Origin of the sequence: Streptomyces sp. NPDC006134, from assembly GCF_040628835.1 — a bacterium.
GTDB lineage: Bacteria > Actinomycetota > Actinomycetes > Streptomycetales > Streptomycetaceae > Streptomyces.
Genome location: NZ_JBEXTV010000053.1, coordinates 18900 through 34258, shown reverse-complemented (window position 1 = coordinate 34258; position 15359 = coordinate 18900). Strand labels below are relative to the sequence as shown.

Below are 15359 nucleotides of genomic sequence, written 5' to 3'. Positions count from 1 at the left end.
CCGCGCTCAGCAGTCGTGGTCCACCAGGTCGAACGAGGCGTAGTGGTCGGCGGTGTAGTAGTCCTCCTGGTACCCCTCACCCGTGACGATGCGGCGCGCGCCGCGCGTGGAGGAGCCGGGCGTGATCACGGTGTACTCGTGGTAGTAGCCGGTCGGCCGGGAGGGCAGGATGCCTTCCCGGTTCCGGAAGACCGTGCCGTCCTGTTCGTACGGGAAGGGGCCGCCCCGCTCGATCAGGCCGAGCGTGTCGTGGGCCTGGGACGGCAGGTCGCTGTAGCAGATGCTGCCGACCGCCGCGGGGGCGGCGGCGGCCGGGGTCGCGGAGACGGTGCCGCCCACGAGGAGGGCGGACAGGAGAGCGGCTGCGGCGCCGGTCCGAGTGGCGCGTGGGGGGAATCTCATGCCGTCATGATGACGCGCGTAGACGTCGGCATGTCAATGACAATCCACGGAATTTCACCTCAAGTCCCCTGTGTTCCCGGGCAGTTAACCTGTCGCCCGGGTCCCGCTCACCACGGGCGGCAGGCCGGTGAGCCGCGCCGCCGCCCGCCTCAGGCGTCCGTCTCCGGGAGCTCGTACGAGCCGTACTCGGGGCGGCCCGCCAGGTCGTACGACTGGATGGACACCCCGGTGGTGGTGACGCGTCCGCCGGTGTGCCGGAACGCGGTCGGCACGGCGCCCTCCGGGAAGAGGCGGCGTCCGGCGCCGAGCACGACCGGGAAGGTCAGCAGGTGGACGGTGTCGATCAGGTCCAGGGCGAACAGGGACTGGGCGAGTGCGCCGCTGCCGTGCACCTGGAGCTCGCCGTCGGTGCGCTCCTTCAGGGCGGCGACCTCCTTGGCGAGGTCGCCGCGGACCACGGCCGCGCCCGCCCACTCCGGCCGGTCCAGGGTGGTGGAGACGACGTACTTGGGCAGGCCGTTCAGCTTGCCGGCGACCGGGTCGGCGGGGTCCGTCACCTTCGGCCAGTAGGAGGCGAAGATGTCGTACGTACAGCGGCCCAGGAGGAAGGCGCCGACGCGGCCGAAGACCTCGTCGACGAACCGGCCGAAGTCCTCGTCGGCGTACGGGACGCTCCAGCCGCCCTGGCCGAAGCCGTCGCGGGTGTCCTCCTGCGGTCCGCCGGGGGCCTGGTAGACGCCGTCGAGGGTGAGGAAGGTGGTGAGGACGAGCTTGCCCATGGCGGGTGCCTCTCTGTGCTCGGGGTCCGTGTCATCACCTCAGACCCCACCGGCCCCCGCAACTCATCGGTGCCCCGCACGGCGCCTCACCCGCCCCCTTCCCGGGCCGGGTGGAAACCACCGCCACCGCTCCCGGGAGGTGTACCGAAAGTGTCCGGTGAGGGTGGTGGAGAGCCCGTTCATGATCCAGAATGATCGGATGGTCAGGCTGGAGACTCCTCGTTTGATCCTGCGTCGCTGGCGTGAGGAAGACGTCGCACCCATGGCCGCCCTCCATGCCGACCCCGAGGTCATGCGGTGGATCCGTGACGGCAGCGTCCGTGACGAACAGCAGACCCGCGACGGGATCCGGGCGTGGGAGGGCGAGTGGGAGTCACGGGGCTTCGGCCTGTTCGCCGTGGAGATCCGGTCCACGGGTGAGCTGGCCGGGTTCACCGGCCTCTCGGTGCCGCACTTCCTGCCGGAGGTCCTGCCGGCGGTCGAGGTCGGCTGGCGGCTGGGACGCTCCCACTGGGGGCAGGGCCTGGCCACCGAGGCCGCTGCCGCCGCCGTACGGTTCGGGTTCGAAGAGCGGGGGCTGGAGCGGATCGTCAGCATCGCTCAAGTGGGCAACGACGCCTCCGAACGGATCATGGCCAAACTGGGGATGCGTCCGGTCCGTGAGACCGTAAGCCCCGCCTACGGCCGCCGAGTGCGGGTGTTCGAGCTGTCGTCGGACCAGTACGCCGCAGCCCCTCGCTGACGGCGGCGACGCGTGGCTGCGGCCTCGCAGCGGACCGCGGGCTCTGCCGCGCCTGGCGGCTTGTGCGCACACCGGTGACGGCTGGTGGAGTCAGGGCCGTGAGACGCCGAACGGCAGATCCCGGTGGAAGACGGCCATGGCCCGGCCGGGGCCGTCGTAGTCGTCGACGATCTGCGCCTCGAAGCCGAGACGGCGGTGGAAGGCGATCGATCCGGCGTTCCCGACGGACGTGATCGCCTTCAGCCTCCGCGCACCGTGACGTTCCGCCGCTTCGGCGAACGCCGCGTACAGACGGCGCCCGAGACCGGCGCCACGGGCATCGTCCCGCGTGGCGATCAGATGCACGTACCCGGTGCCGTCCGGGGTGACGAACCCGAAGACGTACCCGCGGATCCCGTCCTCGGCCCGGGCGGCCAAGCAGGTGGAACCGAACTCCTGCACAAGAGCCAGCACGTGCAGAGACCGAAGGTCCCGTTCGCCCCAGTAACGGGAGTGATCGGTGGCGCTGCGGCTGGCCCGCCAGGGCGCGGACGTGGCCGTGACCTACGCCGGGAACAAGGAGGCGGCCGAGGACGTCGTACGGGCCGTCCGGGCGCTGGGGCGCCGGGCGGTGGCGCTGCGCGCGGACGCGGCCGACGCGGGCGAGGCGGCGGGGGCCGTGGAGCGGGCGGTGACGTTCGGGGACCGCCTCGACATCCTGGTGAACAACGCGGGCGTGGGCCTGCTCGGCCCGCTGGAGAGCCTGTCGCCCGCCGACGTCGACCGTGTCCTCGCGGTGAACGTGCGCGGTGTCTTCCTGGCCTCGCAGGCCGCCGCGTCCCGGATGACGGCGGGCGGCCGGATCATCACCATAGGCAGCTGCATGGCGCTGCGGGTGCCGGGGCCCGGCGGGACGCTGTACGCGATGAGCAAGGCCGCCCTGGTGGGCCTCACCAAGGCGCTGGCCCGGGAGCTGGGCCCGCGCGGGATCACGGCGAACATCGTCCATCCCGGCCCGGTCGACACTGGCATGAACCCGGCGGACGGCCCGTACGCGGACGGCCAGGCGGCGATGACCGCGCTGGGCCGCTTCGGGACGGCCGGCGAGGTGGCGTCGATGGTCGCGTACCTGGCGGGAGCGGCGTACGTGACGGGCGCGGAGTTCGCCGTGGACGGCGGGCACGCGGCGTGACGTGAGCCCCTCCGTGCCCCTCGGCGAGGAGAAGGCGCGCGAGGCGCCCCGGTGCTGTCAGGCCGGGGCGCCTCGCGGGTCCGGGTGGATCGGTCAGCCGCCCAGTTCCTGGTGGCGGGCGGCGAGGTGGTCCGCGCCGTCCTCGGTCAGCGAGCCGAACAGGCGCAGGCGGGAGATGCCGCCGTCGGGGAAGATGTCCACGCGCGCGTGCGTGCCGACGGCCGGCTCCGGCAGGACGAAGCGGTGGTTGGTGTCGGGCTGCATCCGGGTGCGCGGGAGGACCTCGCGCCACTCGCCGTCCTCGCCGTCCTTGACGGACACCGACGCCCAGCCGGCCGAGTTGCCCTTGAGGTAGGCGGTGTCGATCTCGATGGCGCGGATCTGCGAGCGGTCCACCAGCCGGTAGCGGATCCAGTCGTTGCCCTGGTCGCGGCGGCGGCGGGTCTCCCAGCCGTCGTCCATCTTGCGGGAGCGGCCCGGCTGGATGGTGTTGGTGGCGGGCGAGTAGAAGAGGTTGGAGGCGTCCTCGACCTGGCCGCCGTTCTCCAGGGCGACCACGTCGAAGGTGCCGAGCGCCGCCAGCCACTTCGGGTCCGGGACGACCTCGCCGTACACGCGCAGGCGGGCGATGCCGCCGTCGGGGTGCTGCTTGAGGCGCAGGTGGGTGAAGCGCTGCTCGGCGGTGACGGCGAAGCCGTTGGCCGCGTGGCCGCCGATCGCGGTGCGCGGGACCAGCGTCGTCCACTTCACGTCGTCCGCGAGGAGTTCCTCGGGCGACGGGGAGCCGGGCACGCTGGCGCCCTCGACGGAGACCGCCTGCGGGTAGTTGCCGCGGAAGTGGGCGGTGTCGACGACGATCCCGCGGATCACGCCGGGCGCGCCGAGGCGGATGAGCGCCCAGTCGTGGTCGTCCTCGGTCGGCCAGGGGTGCTCGGCGGACACGCCGCGGCGCCGGCGGGTCTCCCAGCCGTCCATGACCTTGCCCTTGTGCCCGAAGTGCTCGGGGTCGAACTCGGCGCGCTCGGGCACCAGCAGGTTCTCGCGCTGGGCGAAGAACTCGTCGTTGGCGGCGATGACACCGGCGCCGAGCTGCCGGTCGGCGAGGTTGGCGTGGTGGGTGAAGGGGAAGTCGGCGGTGCGGTAGTCCGCGTACGGGTCGCCGCCTCCGTAGGGGTTCGCGTCGCCGGTGAAGCTGGGAATCGCCGTCACGGGGATCAGGTCCTGCCTTTCGGGAGTCGGTACGGTGCGGATGCGGATGGTCGGGAGGGGACGCCGGCGGTGCGCTCAGGGCGTCCGGGTCAGGAGCTGCCCCTTCGGTTCGGTGAAGTCGCCGTCCGCCACGATGCGCTGTCCGCGCAGCCAGGTGGACTTCACGACGCCGTGCAGGGTGCGGCCCGCGTACGCGGTGACGCGGTTGCGGTGCTGGAGGGAGGCCGGGTCGACGGTGAAGGTCTCGTCCGGGGCGACGACGGCGAAGTCGGCGTCGCGGCCGGCCTCGATGGCGCCCTTGCGGTCCAGGCCCACCAGGTTGGCGGTGGCCGTCGACATCCAGCGGACGACGTCCTCCAGGGAGTGGCCCCGCTCGCGGGCCGCGGTCCACACCGCCGCCAGGCTGAGCTGGAGGCCGGAGATGCCGCCCCAGGAGGTGGCGAAGTCGTCCGTCTTCAGGTCGGGCGTGGAGGGCGAGTGGTCGGTGACGATGCAGTCGATGGTGCCGTCGGCCAGCGCCTGCCACAGCAGGTCCTGGTTGGCGGCCTCGCGGATGGGCGGGCAGCACTTGAACTCGCTGGCGCCGTCCGGGACTTCCTCCGCCGTCAGGGCCAGGTAGTGGGGGCACGTCTCCACGGTGACGCGGACGCCCTCGGCCCGGGCCTCGGCGATCAGCGGCAGCGCGTCGCTGGAGGACAGGTGGAGGATGTGCACGCGCGCGTCGAACCGCTTGGCCTGCGCGATCAGGTTGGCGATGGCCGTGTCCTCGGCGTCGCGCGGGCGGCTGGCGAGGAAGTGGGCGTACTTGGGGCCGCCCTTCTGCGGGGCGGCGGCGAGGTGGTGCGGGTCCTCGGCGTGCACGATGAGCAGGCCGCCGAAGGAGGCGATCTCCGCCATCGACCGGGCGAGCTGCTCCTGGTCCAGGTGCGGGAACTCGTCCACGCCCGACGGCGACAGGAAGCACTTGAAGCCGAAGACGCCGGCCTCGTGCAGCGGGCGCAGGTCCTTGACGTTGTCGGGCAGGGCGCCGCCCCAGAAGCCGACGTCGATGTGGGCCTTGTCGGCGGCCACCTTCTGCTTGACGCGCAGGTGGTCGACGCTGGTGGTCGGCGGGAGGGAGTTGAGGGGCATGTCGACCAGGGTCGTGATGCCGCCGGCCGCCGCGGCGCGCGTGGCGGTCCAGAAGCCCTCCCACTCGGTGCGGCCGGGGTCGTTGACGTGCACGTGGGTGTCGACCAGGCCGGGCAGGACGACGTGGTCGCCGACGTCCTCCAGGCGGGCGCCGTCCGGCACGGGCGCGTCGTACGGCAGGACGGCCGTGATCGTGCCTCCGGTCACCTGGACCGAAGCGGCGCGCGTCCCCTCGGGAGTGATGACACGCGTCGAGCGCAGCACCAGTTCAGCGTCGGACACCCGAACCCCTCTCTTTGCCGCCGTTCGTCTGCCGGGTCCACCTCCGGCGGGCTGCCGCCGGGATCCCTCACGGGAAACGGGATCTACCGTCACACAACGGGATTTCAACGTTCTGTTGAAGGAGTCTTCACTCCCTCTTCGACCCCCGTCAAGGGCACACTTTTCGCAGGCACACCGACAGGGGCCCCTCGGATTCCGCCTCGGGATCCCTCTCGGGCCCACCTCGGGATCCGCCTCGGGACCCACTTCGGGATCGACCCTGGACGTTTCCACAAAGCGGAATTAGAATTCCGTCAAGCAGAACGTAGCTATCTACAAGCGGGGAGTCAACCGTCTGCCGGGTAGGCTTCTGCCCTCCGCCAGCCCCGAAAGGAACGCGCCGTGCCGACGTCCAGCGCCAGCACCACCGACATCGCCAGGTCCTCCGCCAGCGGTGGCGTTCAGTCCCTGGAGCGCGCCTTCGACCTGCTCGAACGGATGGCGGACGCGGGCGGGGAGGTCGGTCTGAGCGAGCTGTCCGCGAGCAGCGGACTGCCCCTGCCCACCATCCACCGCCTGATGCGCACGCTCGTGGCCTGCGGGTACGTACGCCAGCAGCCCAACCGCCGGTACGCGCTCGGCCCGCGCCTGATCCGGCTCGGCGAGTCGGCCTCCCGGCTGCTGGGCACCTGGGCGCGCCCCTACCTCGCCCGCCTGGTGGAGGAGACCGGCGAGACGGCCAACATGGCGCTGCTCGACGGGGACGAGATCGTGTACGTCGCCCAGGTGCCGTCCAAGCACTCGATGCGCATGTTCACCGAGGTCGGCCGGCGCGTCCTGCCGCACTCCACCGGCGTCGGCAAGGCGCTGCTCGCCGGCTTCCCGCCGGAGGAGGTGCGGGCGCTGCTCGCCCGCACCGGCATGCCGGCCGCCACCGACAAGACGATCACCACGCCGGAGGGTTTCCTGGCGGCGCTGGAGGACGTGCGGCGGCTGGGGTACGCGGTCGACGACAACGAGCAGGAGATCGGCGTCCGCTGCCTGGCGGTTCCCGTGCCCGACTCCCCCACCGCGGCGGCCATCTCCATCTCCGGCCCGGCCGGCCGGGTCACGGAAGCGGCGACGGAGAAGATCGTGCCGGTGCTGCAGCAGGTGGCGGCGGAGCTGTCGGAGGCGCTCATCACCTCGGGCGGCAACCCGACGGCCTGAGCCGGCCGCGACCCTCGGCCGGCCGGCCGCAGCCGATACCGGCGGACACCGGTTGACCGTGGCCGATACCGGCGGACACCGGTTGACCGTGGCCGGCACCGGCTGACACCGGTTGACCGTGGCCGGCACCGGCCGACCACGCCCCGGCGCCGACCCGACTGCATCCCGGCGCCGGCCGGCCGTGCCTCCCGGGTCACGCCCCGGCCCACACCCGCGGCCGTCACACCGCCGCCCTCCGCCGCCCTCACGCGGCACCCGGCCCCGGCTCCGGCTGGGGCCTTCGGCGCCCCGTCGCGCCCCTCGGCCCCAGGCCGAGGAGGGCACGGCGGCCCCGGCGCCTCACCGCCGCGGCGGCTCTCCGAAGAGCTCCACGGCGTGACGGACATCCGCCAGCTCCCCCGACAGGGCGCTGACCGAACCGATCGCCCCGGCGATCAGCAACAAGGAGCGGCGCAGCCGCGGCACCTCGGGGACGCCGTGGGCCGCCATCGCCGCGAGCGCGGCCAGCTCCTCCTCGGCGACGACCCGGTCGGGGAACTCGGCGGGAAGCACGGCGAGCCGGCGGCGCAGCCGGGACACCGCGGTCCGCAGCGCCGTCACCCTCACGTCCTCGTCCGCGCCGGACACCGGCCTCTGCTCCGACCCCTGCTCCACGCTTCGCAGCACGGCCCCTCCCCCTCGCACACCGTTGTGCGCCTCCACGTCGTTCTCACGCCGAGCGCCCCAGGACGCTGGGCGGGCGCCGGGGACGCGGGCCAGTAAACGCCACCCGGTGCGCGACACGCCACCACGCGGACCGAAATTCAGCCTTCGGAAGCCTGGCGTCCGCCCGCCCGCACCCCATCTGCCCGGCCGGCGGTCGGGTATGCAGGACCCATGACGGACAACGAAGACCAGGTCGCCGGAGTGCTCCTCGCCGCCGGGGGCGGACGGCGGCTCGGCGGACGCCCGAAGGCACTGCTCGAACACCGGGGACGACTCCTCGTCGAACACGCGGCCGACGCCTTGCGGGCGGCCGGCTGCGTCCGCGTGCACGTGGTGCTGGGGGCACGCGCCGACGCCGTACGCCGCAGCGCATCGCTCGGCGCGTGCGTCCTGGTGGACAACCCCGCGTGGGAGCGGGGCATGGGCACGTCGCTGCGGGCCGGGCTCGCCTCGCTGGCCGGGACGGGGGCGCGGGCGGCACTGGTGTCGCTGGTGGACCAGCCCGGCATCGGACCGGAGGCGATGGCGCGCGTGCGGGCCGCCTGCCGGGACGAATTCTCGCTCGTCTCGGCCGCGTACGCGGGGGTGCGCGGGCACCCGGTCCTCTTCGGCGCGGCCCACTGGGACGCCGTCGCCGCGACTGCGACCGGGGACCGCGGGGCACGCGCCTACCTGAAGGAACACGAGCGGGAGATCACGCTCGTCGAGTGCGGGGACGTGGCCCGGCCCTACGACATCGACACCGAGGCCGATCTGTTCCACCTTGAGTGAGGGGCGTGGCACCCAGCGCCACCTTCCCTCGACTCAGAGAATCTCGACATCAACAAACCATTGAACTTCCACCATGAGGAAACTACTATCCACTGTTCAGAAGTGCCCGACCGCTCCGCGGGGCGCCGGCCGCCCTGTCCGGGCCCCTGACACCCCGTGCCACGAAGCTCGCTGAAGGAAGTGACAGCTCATGTCCGCACCAGCGCCGTCCCCGCTGGCCATCGTCGACGCCGAGCCCCTGCCCCGGCAGGAGGAGGTCCTCACCGAGGCTGCGCTCGCCTTCGTGGCGGAGCTGCACCGACGGTTCACGCCCCGGCGTGACGAGCTCCTCGCCCGCCGTGCGGAGCGCCGCGCCGAGATCGCCCGCACCTCCACGCTCGACTTCCTCCCGGAAACCGCCGCGATCCGCGAGGACGACTCCTGGAAGGTGGCGCCCGCCCCGGCCGCCCTTCAGGACCGCCGCGTCGAGATCACCGGTCCGACCGACCGCAAGATGACCATCAACGCCCTCAACTCGGGCGCGAAGGTCTGGCTCGCCGACTTCGAGGACGCCTCCGCGCCCACCTGGGAGAACGTCGTCCTCGGCCAGCTCAACCTGATCGACGCCTACACGCGGAAGATCGACTTCACGGACGAGCGGACCGGCAAGTCCTACGCCCTGCGTCCGAACGAGGAGCTGGCGACGGTCGTCATGCGCCCGCGCGGCTGGCACCTGAACGAGCGGCACCTCGTCGACGAGCGCGGCGTGCCGGTCCCCGGCGCCCTGGTCGACTTCGGCCTGTACTTCTTCCACAACGCCCAGCGCCTGCTCGACCTGGGCAAGGGCCCGTACTTCTACCTCCCCAAGACGGAGTCGCACCTGGAGGCCCGCCTCTGGAACGAGATCTTCGTCTTCGCGCAGGACCACGTCGGCATCCCGCAGGGCACCGTCCGCGCCACCGTCCTGATCGAGACGATCACGGCGGCGTACGAGATGGAGGAGATCCTCTACGAGCTGCGCGACCACGCCGCGGGCCTGAACGCCGGCCGCTGGGACTACCTCTTCTCCATCGTCAAGAACTTCCGTGACGGCGGCGAGAAGTTCGTCCTGCCGGACCGCAACGCGGTGACGATGACCGCCCCGTTCATGCGGGCCTACACCGAACTGCTGGTGCGCACCTGCCACAAGCGCGGCGCGCACGCGATCGGCGGCATGGCGGCGTTCATCCCCTCCCGCAAGGACCCCGAGGTCAACAAGGTCGCCTTCGAGAAGGTCCGCGCCGACAAGGACCGCGAGGCCGGCGACGGCTTCGACGGCTCCTGGGTCGCCCACCCCGACCTGGTGCCGATCGCCATGGAGTCCTTCGACAAGGTCCTCGGCGACAAGCCGAACCAGAAGGACCGGCTGCGCGAGGACGTCGACGTCAAGGCCGGGGACCTCATCGCCATCGACTCGCTCGACGCCAAGCCCACCTACGACGGCCTGGTCAACGCCGTCCAGGTCGGCATCCGGTACATCGAGGCGTGGCTGCGGGGCCTGGGCGCCGTCGCCATCTTCAACCTGATGGAGGACGCGGCCACCGCCGAGATCTCCCGCTCGCAGATCTGGCAGTGGATCAACGCCGGTGTCGTCCTCGACAACGGCGAGAAGGTCACCGCCGACCTGGCCCGCGAGGTCGCCGCCAAGGAGCTGGACGCCGTCCGCGCCGAGATCGGCGACGAGGCGTTCGCGGCCGGTCACTGGCAGGAGGCCCACGACCTGCTGCTGAAGGTCTCCCTGGACGAGGACTACGCCGACTTCCTCACCCTGCCGGCGTACGAGCAGCTCAAGGGCTGACCCACCGCGCCGAGCCGCCCGCGCCCCCGGTACCGCACAGCACCGGGGGCGCGGGCGTCCGGGCACCCGGAGGTGGATGCCCAGGCGTTCAGGCGTCCGTGCGGTCCGTGTGGCCGAGGGATCTCCCCGGCGCCACCCGGTCCCGTACGGCTCTCTTCACGGCCGTCGGCTCGGGAAAGCCCTGTTCACGGCGGTCCCACACCACCTCGCCGTTCACCCGCACGACGAACACCCCGCCCGTTCCGGGCTTGAGCGCGAGCTCCGTCAGTTCGGCCTCGAACGTCGTCAGCAGCTCCTGTGCCAGCCATGCCGCCCGCGGCAGCCAGCGGCACTGCGTGCAGTACTCGATCTCCACGCGCTGGATGTCCGTCATCCCAGGTGCACCGACCAATCCTGTTCCGCGGCCGGTTTGCCGTGCAGGTCGGGGACCCGCTTGAGCCAGTCCGGCCGTCCTCGCTGGTTCCGTGCCGCGCGGCGCGCCTCCTCGGCGGCGAGCTCCTCGCGGCTGGGGAAGTCCGTGGGCAGCCAGTCGCCGGAGGCCCTCACGCGCGCGGAGAGGTAGCCGACGTACGCGTCCCGCACCTCGTCCGGCGTCGCGAAGCCCGGTTCGCCGTCCAGCCAGGCGTCGGGCACCTCGGCGAGGACCTCCCGCAGCAGCACGTCGGTCACCTTCGGCGCCAGTTCGGCGTCGGCGGCCCGCACGTCCGGCGCGCAGTGGCCGAGGGCGTGGTGGCGGAAGTCGTAGGACTTCTCCGGCGCGGAGGTGTCCCAGCGGTGGTGGAAGACGAGGGCCGCCCCGTGGTCGATCAGCCACAGGCGCGCCGGTGCGGTGCCGAAGGTGGGCCAGACCATGAGGTTGGAGCTGTGGACCGTGCGGTCGACGTTGACGGTGAGGGCGTCCAGCCAGACGATCCGGCCCGCCTCCAGGGAACCGACCGGGAACACCTTCGCCACCTCGGGCGTGAAGTCCCGCGCGCCCGGCAGGTAGTCCATGCCGAGGTTGAGTCCCGCGCTGGCGTGCAGCAGCTCCCGTACCTCCTGGTGCGGTTCGTGGGCGCCGAGCGACGGGTCGAAGCGGGCGAGGACCAGCTCGGGCACGCGCAGCCCGAGCGCCCGCGCCAGCTCCCCCACGATCACCTCGGCGACCAGCGCCTTGCGGCCCTGCGCGGAGCCCGTGAACTTGACGACGTAGGTGCCCAGGTCGTCGGCCTCGACGACACCGGGGACGGAACCACCGGAGCGCAGGGGCTCGATGTAGCGGGTTGCAGCGACCTCCCTCAATGCCTTCGAAGGCTCCATCGCCTACCTTCCTCGTCTCCCATGGTCACCTCTGAGGTGCTGCAACCGGGGGGGGGGAAGCACCCGCTGCCGCCCCCGGGGAGAACCCGGGGAGTTCCGGCCGGCACGCTCGCCTTCTCCCCGGCAGCTTCGCCGATGGCGCTCCGCCCCCCTGCTTCCTGCTTCCGGACTTCCGGCATGAAGTGAGCATAGTAACCAAGCGTGACGGCCGGAGAGGAATATCCGGGCTCCGAGGTGCCGAGGGTCGGCGTTCAGCGGGATGCGCAGAGTGAGGACGCCGTCGTCGCAGGCCGCCTCGGCCGGCGAGCCGGGGCAGGGCGGGACGGAAGGGCAGGTGAGTAACGTGACGCGGCTGCACGTCGACGGCGGCGACCTGGTGGTGCGCCTGCCCTGGCGGTGGGCCACCACCGGGAACGCCGAAAAAAGGAGCGCAAGCACCGCATCGAGGACGCCGTGCGCAACGCCAAGGCGGCCGTCGAGGAGGGCATCGTGCCCGGCGGTGGCATCGCCCTGCCGCAGGCGCCGGCGAAGGAATGTGACCCGTGGGTTCCGGCCGCCCCTCGGCCTGTGCCCGGGGGGCGGCCCGTCGGCGCACGGGCCGCGGCGTGTCGCCGTTCGGCCGAAACCGTGCGGCGCCGTCCTGACCGCCCTGGCCGCGGCCGTCGGCGGCAGCGAGCCGTACCGGACCTCGGCCGGGGCGCCACAGGATGCGCCGCTGCCGTCCGTCCGGCGGATTCGGTGGTCTTGATCCTCCGCGGGCGGGATACCAGCAGGCCATGAGCATTCTGGCTGTGGTGCGCGATATCGACCGGCGCGTGACCAAACGCGTGGCCGCCTGGCAGGAGCCCGCTGTGCACCGGACGCTGTCGGTGACGGAGGAAGCAGCCGAGAGCAGCAAGTTGTGGTGCGGTGCGGCCGTGATGATGGCCTGGGCCGGCGGATGGCGAGGCCGCACGGCCGCCGTGGCGGGAGTGGCGGCTCTCGCCGTGGCGCAGCTGATCTCCAACGGTGTGTGCAAACAGGTGACCGGCCGTTCGCGGCCGCCCGAGGAGTGGATCCCGCACGACGAGGTCGAGGACCGGCCGGACTCCTCTTCGTTCCCCTCCGGGCACACCGCGGCGGCCGTGGCCTTCACCGCCGCCGTCCTCCCCTCCTGGCCCCTGGCCGGAGCCGCCTGTACGGTACCGGCCGCGCTGGTGGCGGTCGAGCGGGTGCAGTCGGGCGCCCACTACCCCAGCGACGTCGCCGCCGGCGCGGCCATCGGCTTGGTCAGTGCCTGGCTGGTCCGGCGCCTGCCGCAGTCGGCACTGTCCGTGTGGCGCTGACCGGACGGCCGCAGGCCGGCCCCGCCGGGCTCGTCGGACGGGGCCGGCCGGTGACCTCGGAAGACGCCGGACGCGGTGTGGCGGGACGGACCGCCGGTACGCGCCGGCGGGCCCCGTGTCCGCCACGGTGGCGGGCTCCGCCGTACCGCCCCCGTGACGACGGCCCTCCCCGGGAGGGAGCCGGGGCGTGCCCGAGCCGCTTCCCACCGCACTCCGGCGACGTTCCCGCGCGCTTCGTCACCGAGACCACCGGGCGGCCCGCGCCCCTGGCACCCCGGCTCCCGCACTCCGGCTCCCGCACCCCTCTCCTCCTCCCTGCCGGCTCCTCCTCTCCCCCGCAGGCGACACGGACTCATACGTCACCCGGGCATCGGCTGCGGCGTTTCGGCCACCGCCGCTCCGCATCCCTCCCTTTGCCCGGCAAGGGTCGATGCAACGCGCACCCTCCGCCACGCCCCTGATTCCGGGGTTCCGTACCCGGCCGAAATACACGTGTTCGAAATTCCGGCCGGGTCGTTGAGCCTCACGAGCGGGCCGCACCGGCCGCACCGGCCGCCGAAGGAGGACCACGTTGACCTCGTCCAGCACACGGCAGCAGCCGACCCCGGACACACCGGACACGAGCACGTCGAGCAGCACGAACACCGCGAGCACCGCGAGCAGCGGACAGGACGAGGAGTTCCTGTACCGCGACGAGTCCCGGCGCCAGGCCGGTGCGCAGCTGACGACCGGCACGATGGCGCGGCGGCTGCCCGTGCTGATCCTCCGGTCGCTGAAGATGGCCTGGCAGGTGGACCGCGGCGCGACGGCCGGGCTGCTGGCGTGCCAGGTGGGCACCGGTGTGCTCGCCGCGCTGGGGCTGCTCGCGGTGACGGGGACGATCACCGCGCTGATCGCCTCGGGTGACGTCACCGAGCGGCTGTGGCAGGCGGCCCCGCAACTGGCGGTCATCGCCGCGGCGGCCGGTCTGCGGGCCGTGCTGGGCATCACGGTGACGTGGCTGACCGGGCGGCTGCGGCCGGTGCTGGCCCGGGCGGCGGAGCTGACGATGCTCGAGGCCGCGCTCGGCGCGGAACCGGCGGCGAACAACAAGCCCGGCTACAACGACTTCTACGACATCGCCGACCGGGGCGCCCAGGTCACCCCGGACCTCGTGGACGAGGCCCAGGACGTGCTGGCCGCCACCGCGACGCTCGCCGCCGGCGCGGCCGTCGTCGCCGTACTGCACCCCGTGCTTCTGCCGCTCCTCCTGCTGGCGTGCCTGCCGCAGGCCGCCGCGTACGTGCGGGCGGCGCGTGTGCTGTACCTGGCGGGCCTGGAGACCTCGGGGCGGCGGCGGATGCTGTACAAACTGCGCTGGCACATGGCCTACGTGGAGTCCAGCGAGGAGATGCGGGCCTGTCTGGCCGGGCCCTTCCTCATCGCCCGGTACCGGCGGCTGGCCGCCTCGGTCAACGCCGCCGAACGCAAAGCCGCGGACACCGGTGCGTGGATGGGGCTGGCCGGCGCGGCCGCCGGCGGCGTGGCCTCCGCCGCGGTGTGGGCCGCGTTGCTGTGGCTCCTGGCCTCCGGCCGCATGGACCTCGCCGCCGGAGGCGGTGCGGTCTTCGCCCTGCAGACGGCGACGGGGTCCGTGCGCGGCATCATCAACAGCGGGGCCCGGCTGGTGCGCACCGGCTGGTACGTGCAGGACTGGCAGAACTTCCTCGACAACGCGCACGGACAGGCCATGGCGGCGTCCCGGGGCACCCGGACGCTGTCCGGTCCGCCGGAGCGGTTCGAGGTCCGCGACGTGACCTACCGGTACGACGGCGCGGCGAGGGACAGCCTCGGCGGGGTGTCCCTGCGGGTGCGGCGCGGGGAGATCGTGGCACTGGTCGGGGAGAACGGGTCGGGCAAGTCCACGCTGTCCCGGCTGCTCTGCGGCCTGCTGCTGCCCACGTCCGGCGAGGTGGCCTGGGACCACGCGACCACGGCCGAGATGGAGCCCTGGGAGGCGTGGAAACACGTCGCCCTGGCCCCGCAGAGGTACACCTACCTGCCGCTGACGCTGCGCGACAACATCACCCTCGGGCAGGGCGACACCGGTGACGCCGCCGTTCTGGCGGCCTGCGAGGCGTCCGGGGCGGCGGACATGCTGCCCGGCCTGCGTTCCGGTCTCGACACCCTCCTGACGTCGGAGTGGTTCGGCGGCCAGCAGCTGTCCGGGGGGCAGTGGCAGCGTGTCGTGCTCACCAGGGCGTTCCACCGGCAAGCGGCTCTGCTCGTGATGGACGAGCCCACGGCGGCCCTGGACGCGCGAGCGGAGCACCGCGTCTTCACCGGCCTGCGGAACCTGGCCAAGGACCGCGCGATCCTGCTGATCACGCACCGGCTCGCCAACGTCGCCGTGGCGGACCGGATCGTCGTCCTCGACCAGGGCCGGATCGTGCAGGAGGGAACGTACGCCCAACTCACCCGGGAGCCCGGCCTGTTCCGCTCCCTGTGGGAACTCCAGCAGCACACCGGCGACCAGTCGGGCGGTGCCGCGTGACCACGG

The 15359-nt window shown here is 72.7% G+C and carries 14 protein-coding genes and 1 pseudogene; 7 read left to right on the top strand and 8 right to left on the bottom strand.

All coding sequences use genetic code 11. The annotated features are described in order from the left end of the window. Nucleotides 1-6 precede the first annotated feature (6 nt). Nucleotides 7-402: a ribonuclease domain-containing protein gene (locus ABZ340_RS28410; RefSeq protein WP_358784685.1), complete on the bottom strand. Its 396-nt coding sequence runs from the start codon at nt 400-402 to the stop codon at nt 7-9. A gap of 149 nt (nt 403-551) precedes the next feature. Then, nucleotides 552-1181 carry a dihydrofolate reductase family protein gene (locus tag ABZ340_RS28405; protein WP_358784684.1) on the bottom strand — a complete coding sequence of 210 codons (630 nt, stop codon included), beginning with the start codon at nt 1179-1181 and terminating at the stop codon, nt 552-554. Between the two features lie 199 nt (nt 1182-1380). On the opposite strand from ABZ340_RS28405, the gene ABZ340_RS28400 reads away from it, so the two are divergent. Next, a complete protein-coding gene (locus tag ABZ340_RS28400) occupies nt 1381-1923 on the top strand; it encodes a GNAT family N-acetyltransferase (protein WP_358784707.1) in 543 nt (180 codons plus the stop codon). A 90-nt stretch (nt 1924-2013) separates the two neighbouring features. Here the strand turns inward: ABZ340_RS28400 and ABZ340_RS28395 are convergent. Next, nucleotides 2014-2421, bottom strand: a pseudogene (locus ABZ340_RS28395) (GNAT family N-acetyltransferase); the annotation flags it as partial. Nucleotide 2422: 1 nt separating this feature from the next. Between ABZ340_RS28395 and ABZ340_RS28390 the strand changes: the two are divergent. Continuing rightward, nucleotides 2423-3094 carry an SDR family oxidoreductase gene (locus tag ABZ340_RS28390; protein WP_358784683.1) on the top strand — a complete coding sequence of 224 codons (672 nt, stop codon included), beginning with the start codon at nt 2423-2425 and terminating at the stop codon, nt 3092-3094. Between the two features lie 93 nt (nt 3095-3187). On the opposite strand, the gene alc is transcribed toward ABZ340_RS28390, so the two are convergent. Together alc and allB are read right to left on the bottom strand one after the other, a co-directional pair. Beyond that, entirely contained in the window at nt 3188-4303 is a 1116-nt protein-coding gene (gene alc, locus ABZ340_RS28385; protein ID WP_358784682.1) for an allantoicase, read from the bottom strand. A gap of 75 nt (nt 4304-4378) precedes the next feature. Further along, nucleotides 4379-5716: an allantoinase AllB gene (gene allB, locus ABZ340_RS28380; protein ID WP_358784681.1), complete on the bottom strand. Its 1338-nt coding sequence runs from the start codon at nt 5714-5716 to the stop codon at nt 4379-4381. Nucleotides 5717-6097: 381 nt separating this feature from the next. On the opposite strand from allB, the gene ABZ340_RS28375 reads away from it, so the two are divergent. Further along, on the top strand, nt 6098-6904 hold the full coding sequence (locus tag ABZ340_RS28375; RefSeq protein WP_358784680.1) for an IclR family transcriptional regulator: 807 nt from the start codon (nt 6098-6100) through the stop codon (nt 6902-6904). A 339-nt stretch (nt 6905-7243) separates the two neighbouring features. Here ABZ340_RS28375 and ABZ340_RS28370 read toward each other — a convergent pair whose 3' ends face one another. Next, the gene (locus ABZ340_RS28370; protein WP_358784679.1) at nt 7244-7570 is read right to left on the bottom strand and encodes a DUF5955 family protein; all 327 of its coding nucleotides are present in this window, start codon (nt 7568-7570) and stop codon (nt 7244-7246) included. Between the two features lie 210 nt (nt 7571-7780). Here ABZ340_RS28370 and ABZ340_RS28365 point away from each other — a divergent pair, with 210 nt between their 5' ends. Both ABZ340_RS28365 and aceB read left to right on the top strand, forming a co-directional pair. Further along, a complete protein-coding gene (locus ABZ340_RS28365; RefSeq protein WP_358784678.1) occupies nt 7781-8380 on the top strand; it encodes a nucleotidyltransferase family protein in 600 nt (199 codons plus the stop codon). 190 nt (nt 8381-8570) lie between these two features. Then, nucleotides 8571-10196 (top strand): malate synthase A, encoded by a 1626-nt coding sequence (aceB, locus tag ABZ340_RS28360; RefSeq protein ID WP_358784677.1) that lies wholly within the window; start codon nt 8571-8573, stop codon nt 10194-10196. 88 nt (nt 10197-10284) lie between these two features. On the opposite strand, the gene ABZ340_RS28355 is transcribed toward aceB, so the two are convergent. Both ABZ340_RS28355 and ABZ340_RS28350 read right to left on the bottom strand, forming a co-directional pair. After that, entirely contained in the window at nt 10285-10569 is a 285-nt protein-coding gene (locus ABZ340_RS28355; protein ID WP_358784676.1) for a SelT/SelW/SelH family protein, read from the bottom strand. Then, the gene (locus ABZ340_RS28350) at nt 10566-11495 is read right to left on the bottom strand and encodes a HipA family kinase (RefSeq protein ID WP_358784675.1); all 930 of its coding nucleotides are present in this window, start codon (nt 11493-11495) and stop codon (nt 10566-10568) included. The genes ABZ340_RS28355 and ABZ340_RS28350 overlap by 4 nt, the downstream gene beginning before the upstream one ends. Before the next feature lie 776 nt (nt 11496-12271). On the opposite strand from ABZ340_RS28350, the gene ABZ340_RS28345 reads away from it, so the two are divergent. Continuing rightward, nucleotides 12272-12820, top strand: coding sequence for a phosphatase PAP2 family protein (locus tag ABZ340_RS28345; RefSeq protein ID WP_358784674.1), 549 nt, complete (start codon nt 12272-12274; stop codon nt 12818-12820). 682 nt (nt 12821-13502) lie between these two features. Continuing rightward, complete coding sequence (locus ABZ340_RS28340; protein ID WP_358784706.1) at nt 13503-15353, top strand: ABC transporter ATP-binding protein; 1851 nt, start codon at nt 13503-13505, stop codon at nt 15351-15353. The last annotated feature ends 6 nt before the right edge of the window (nt 15354-15359 follow it).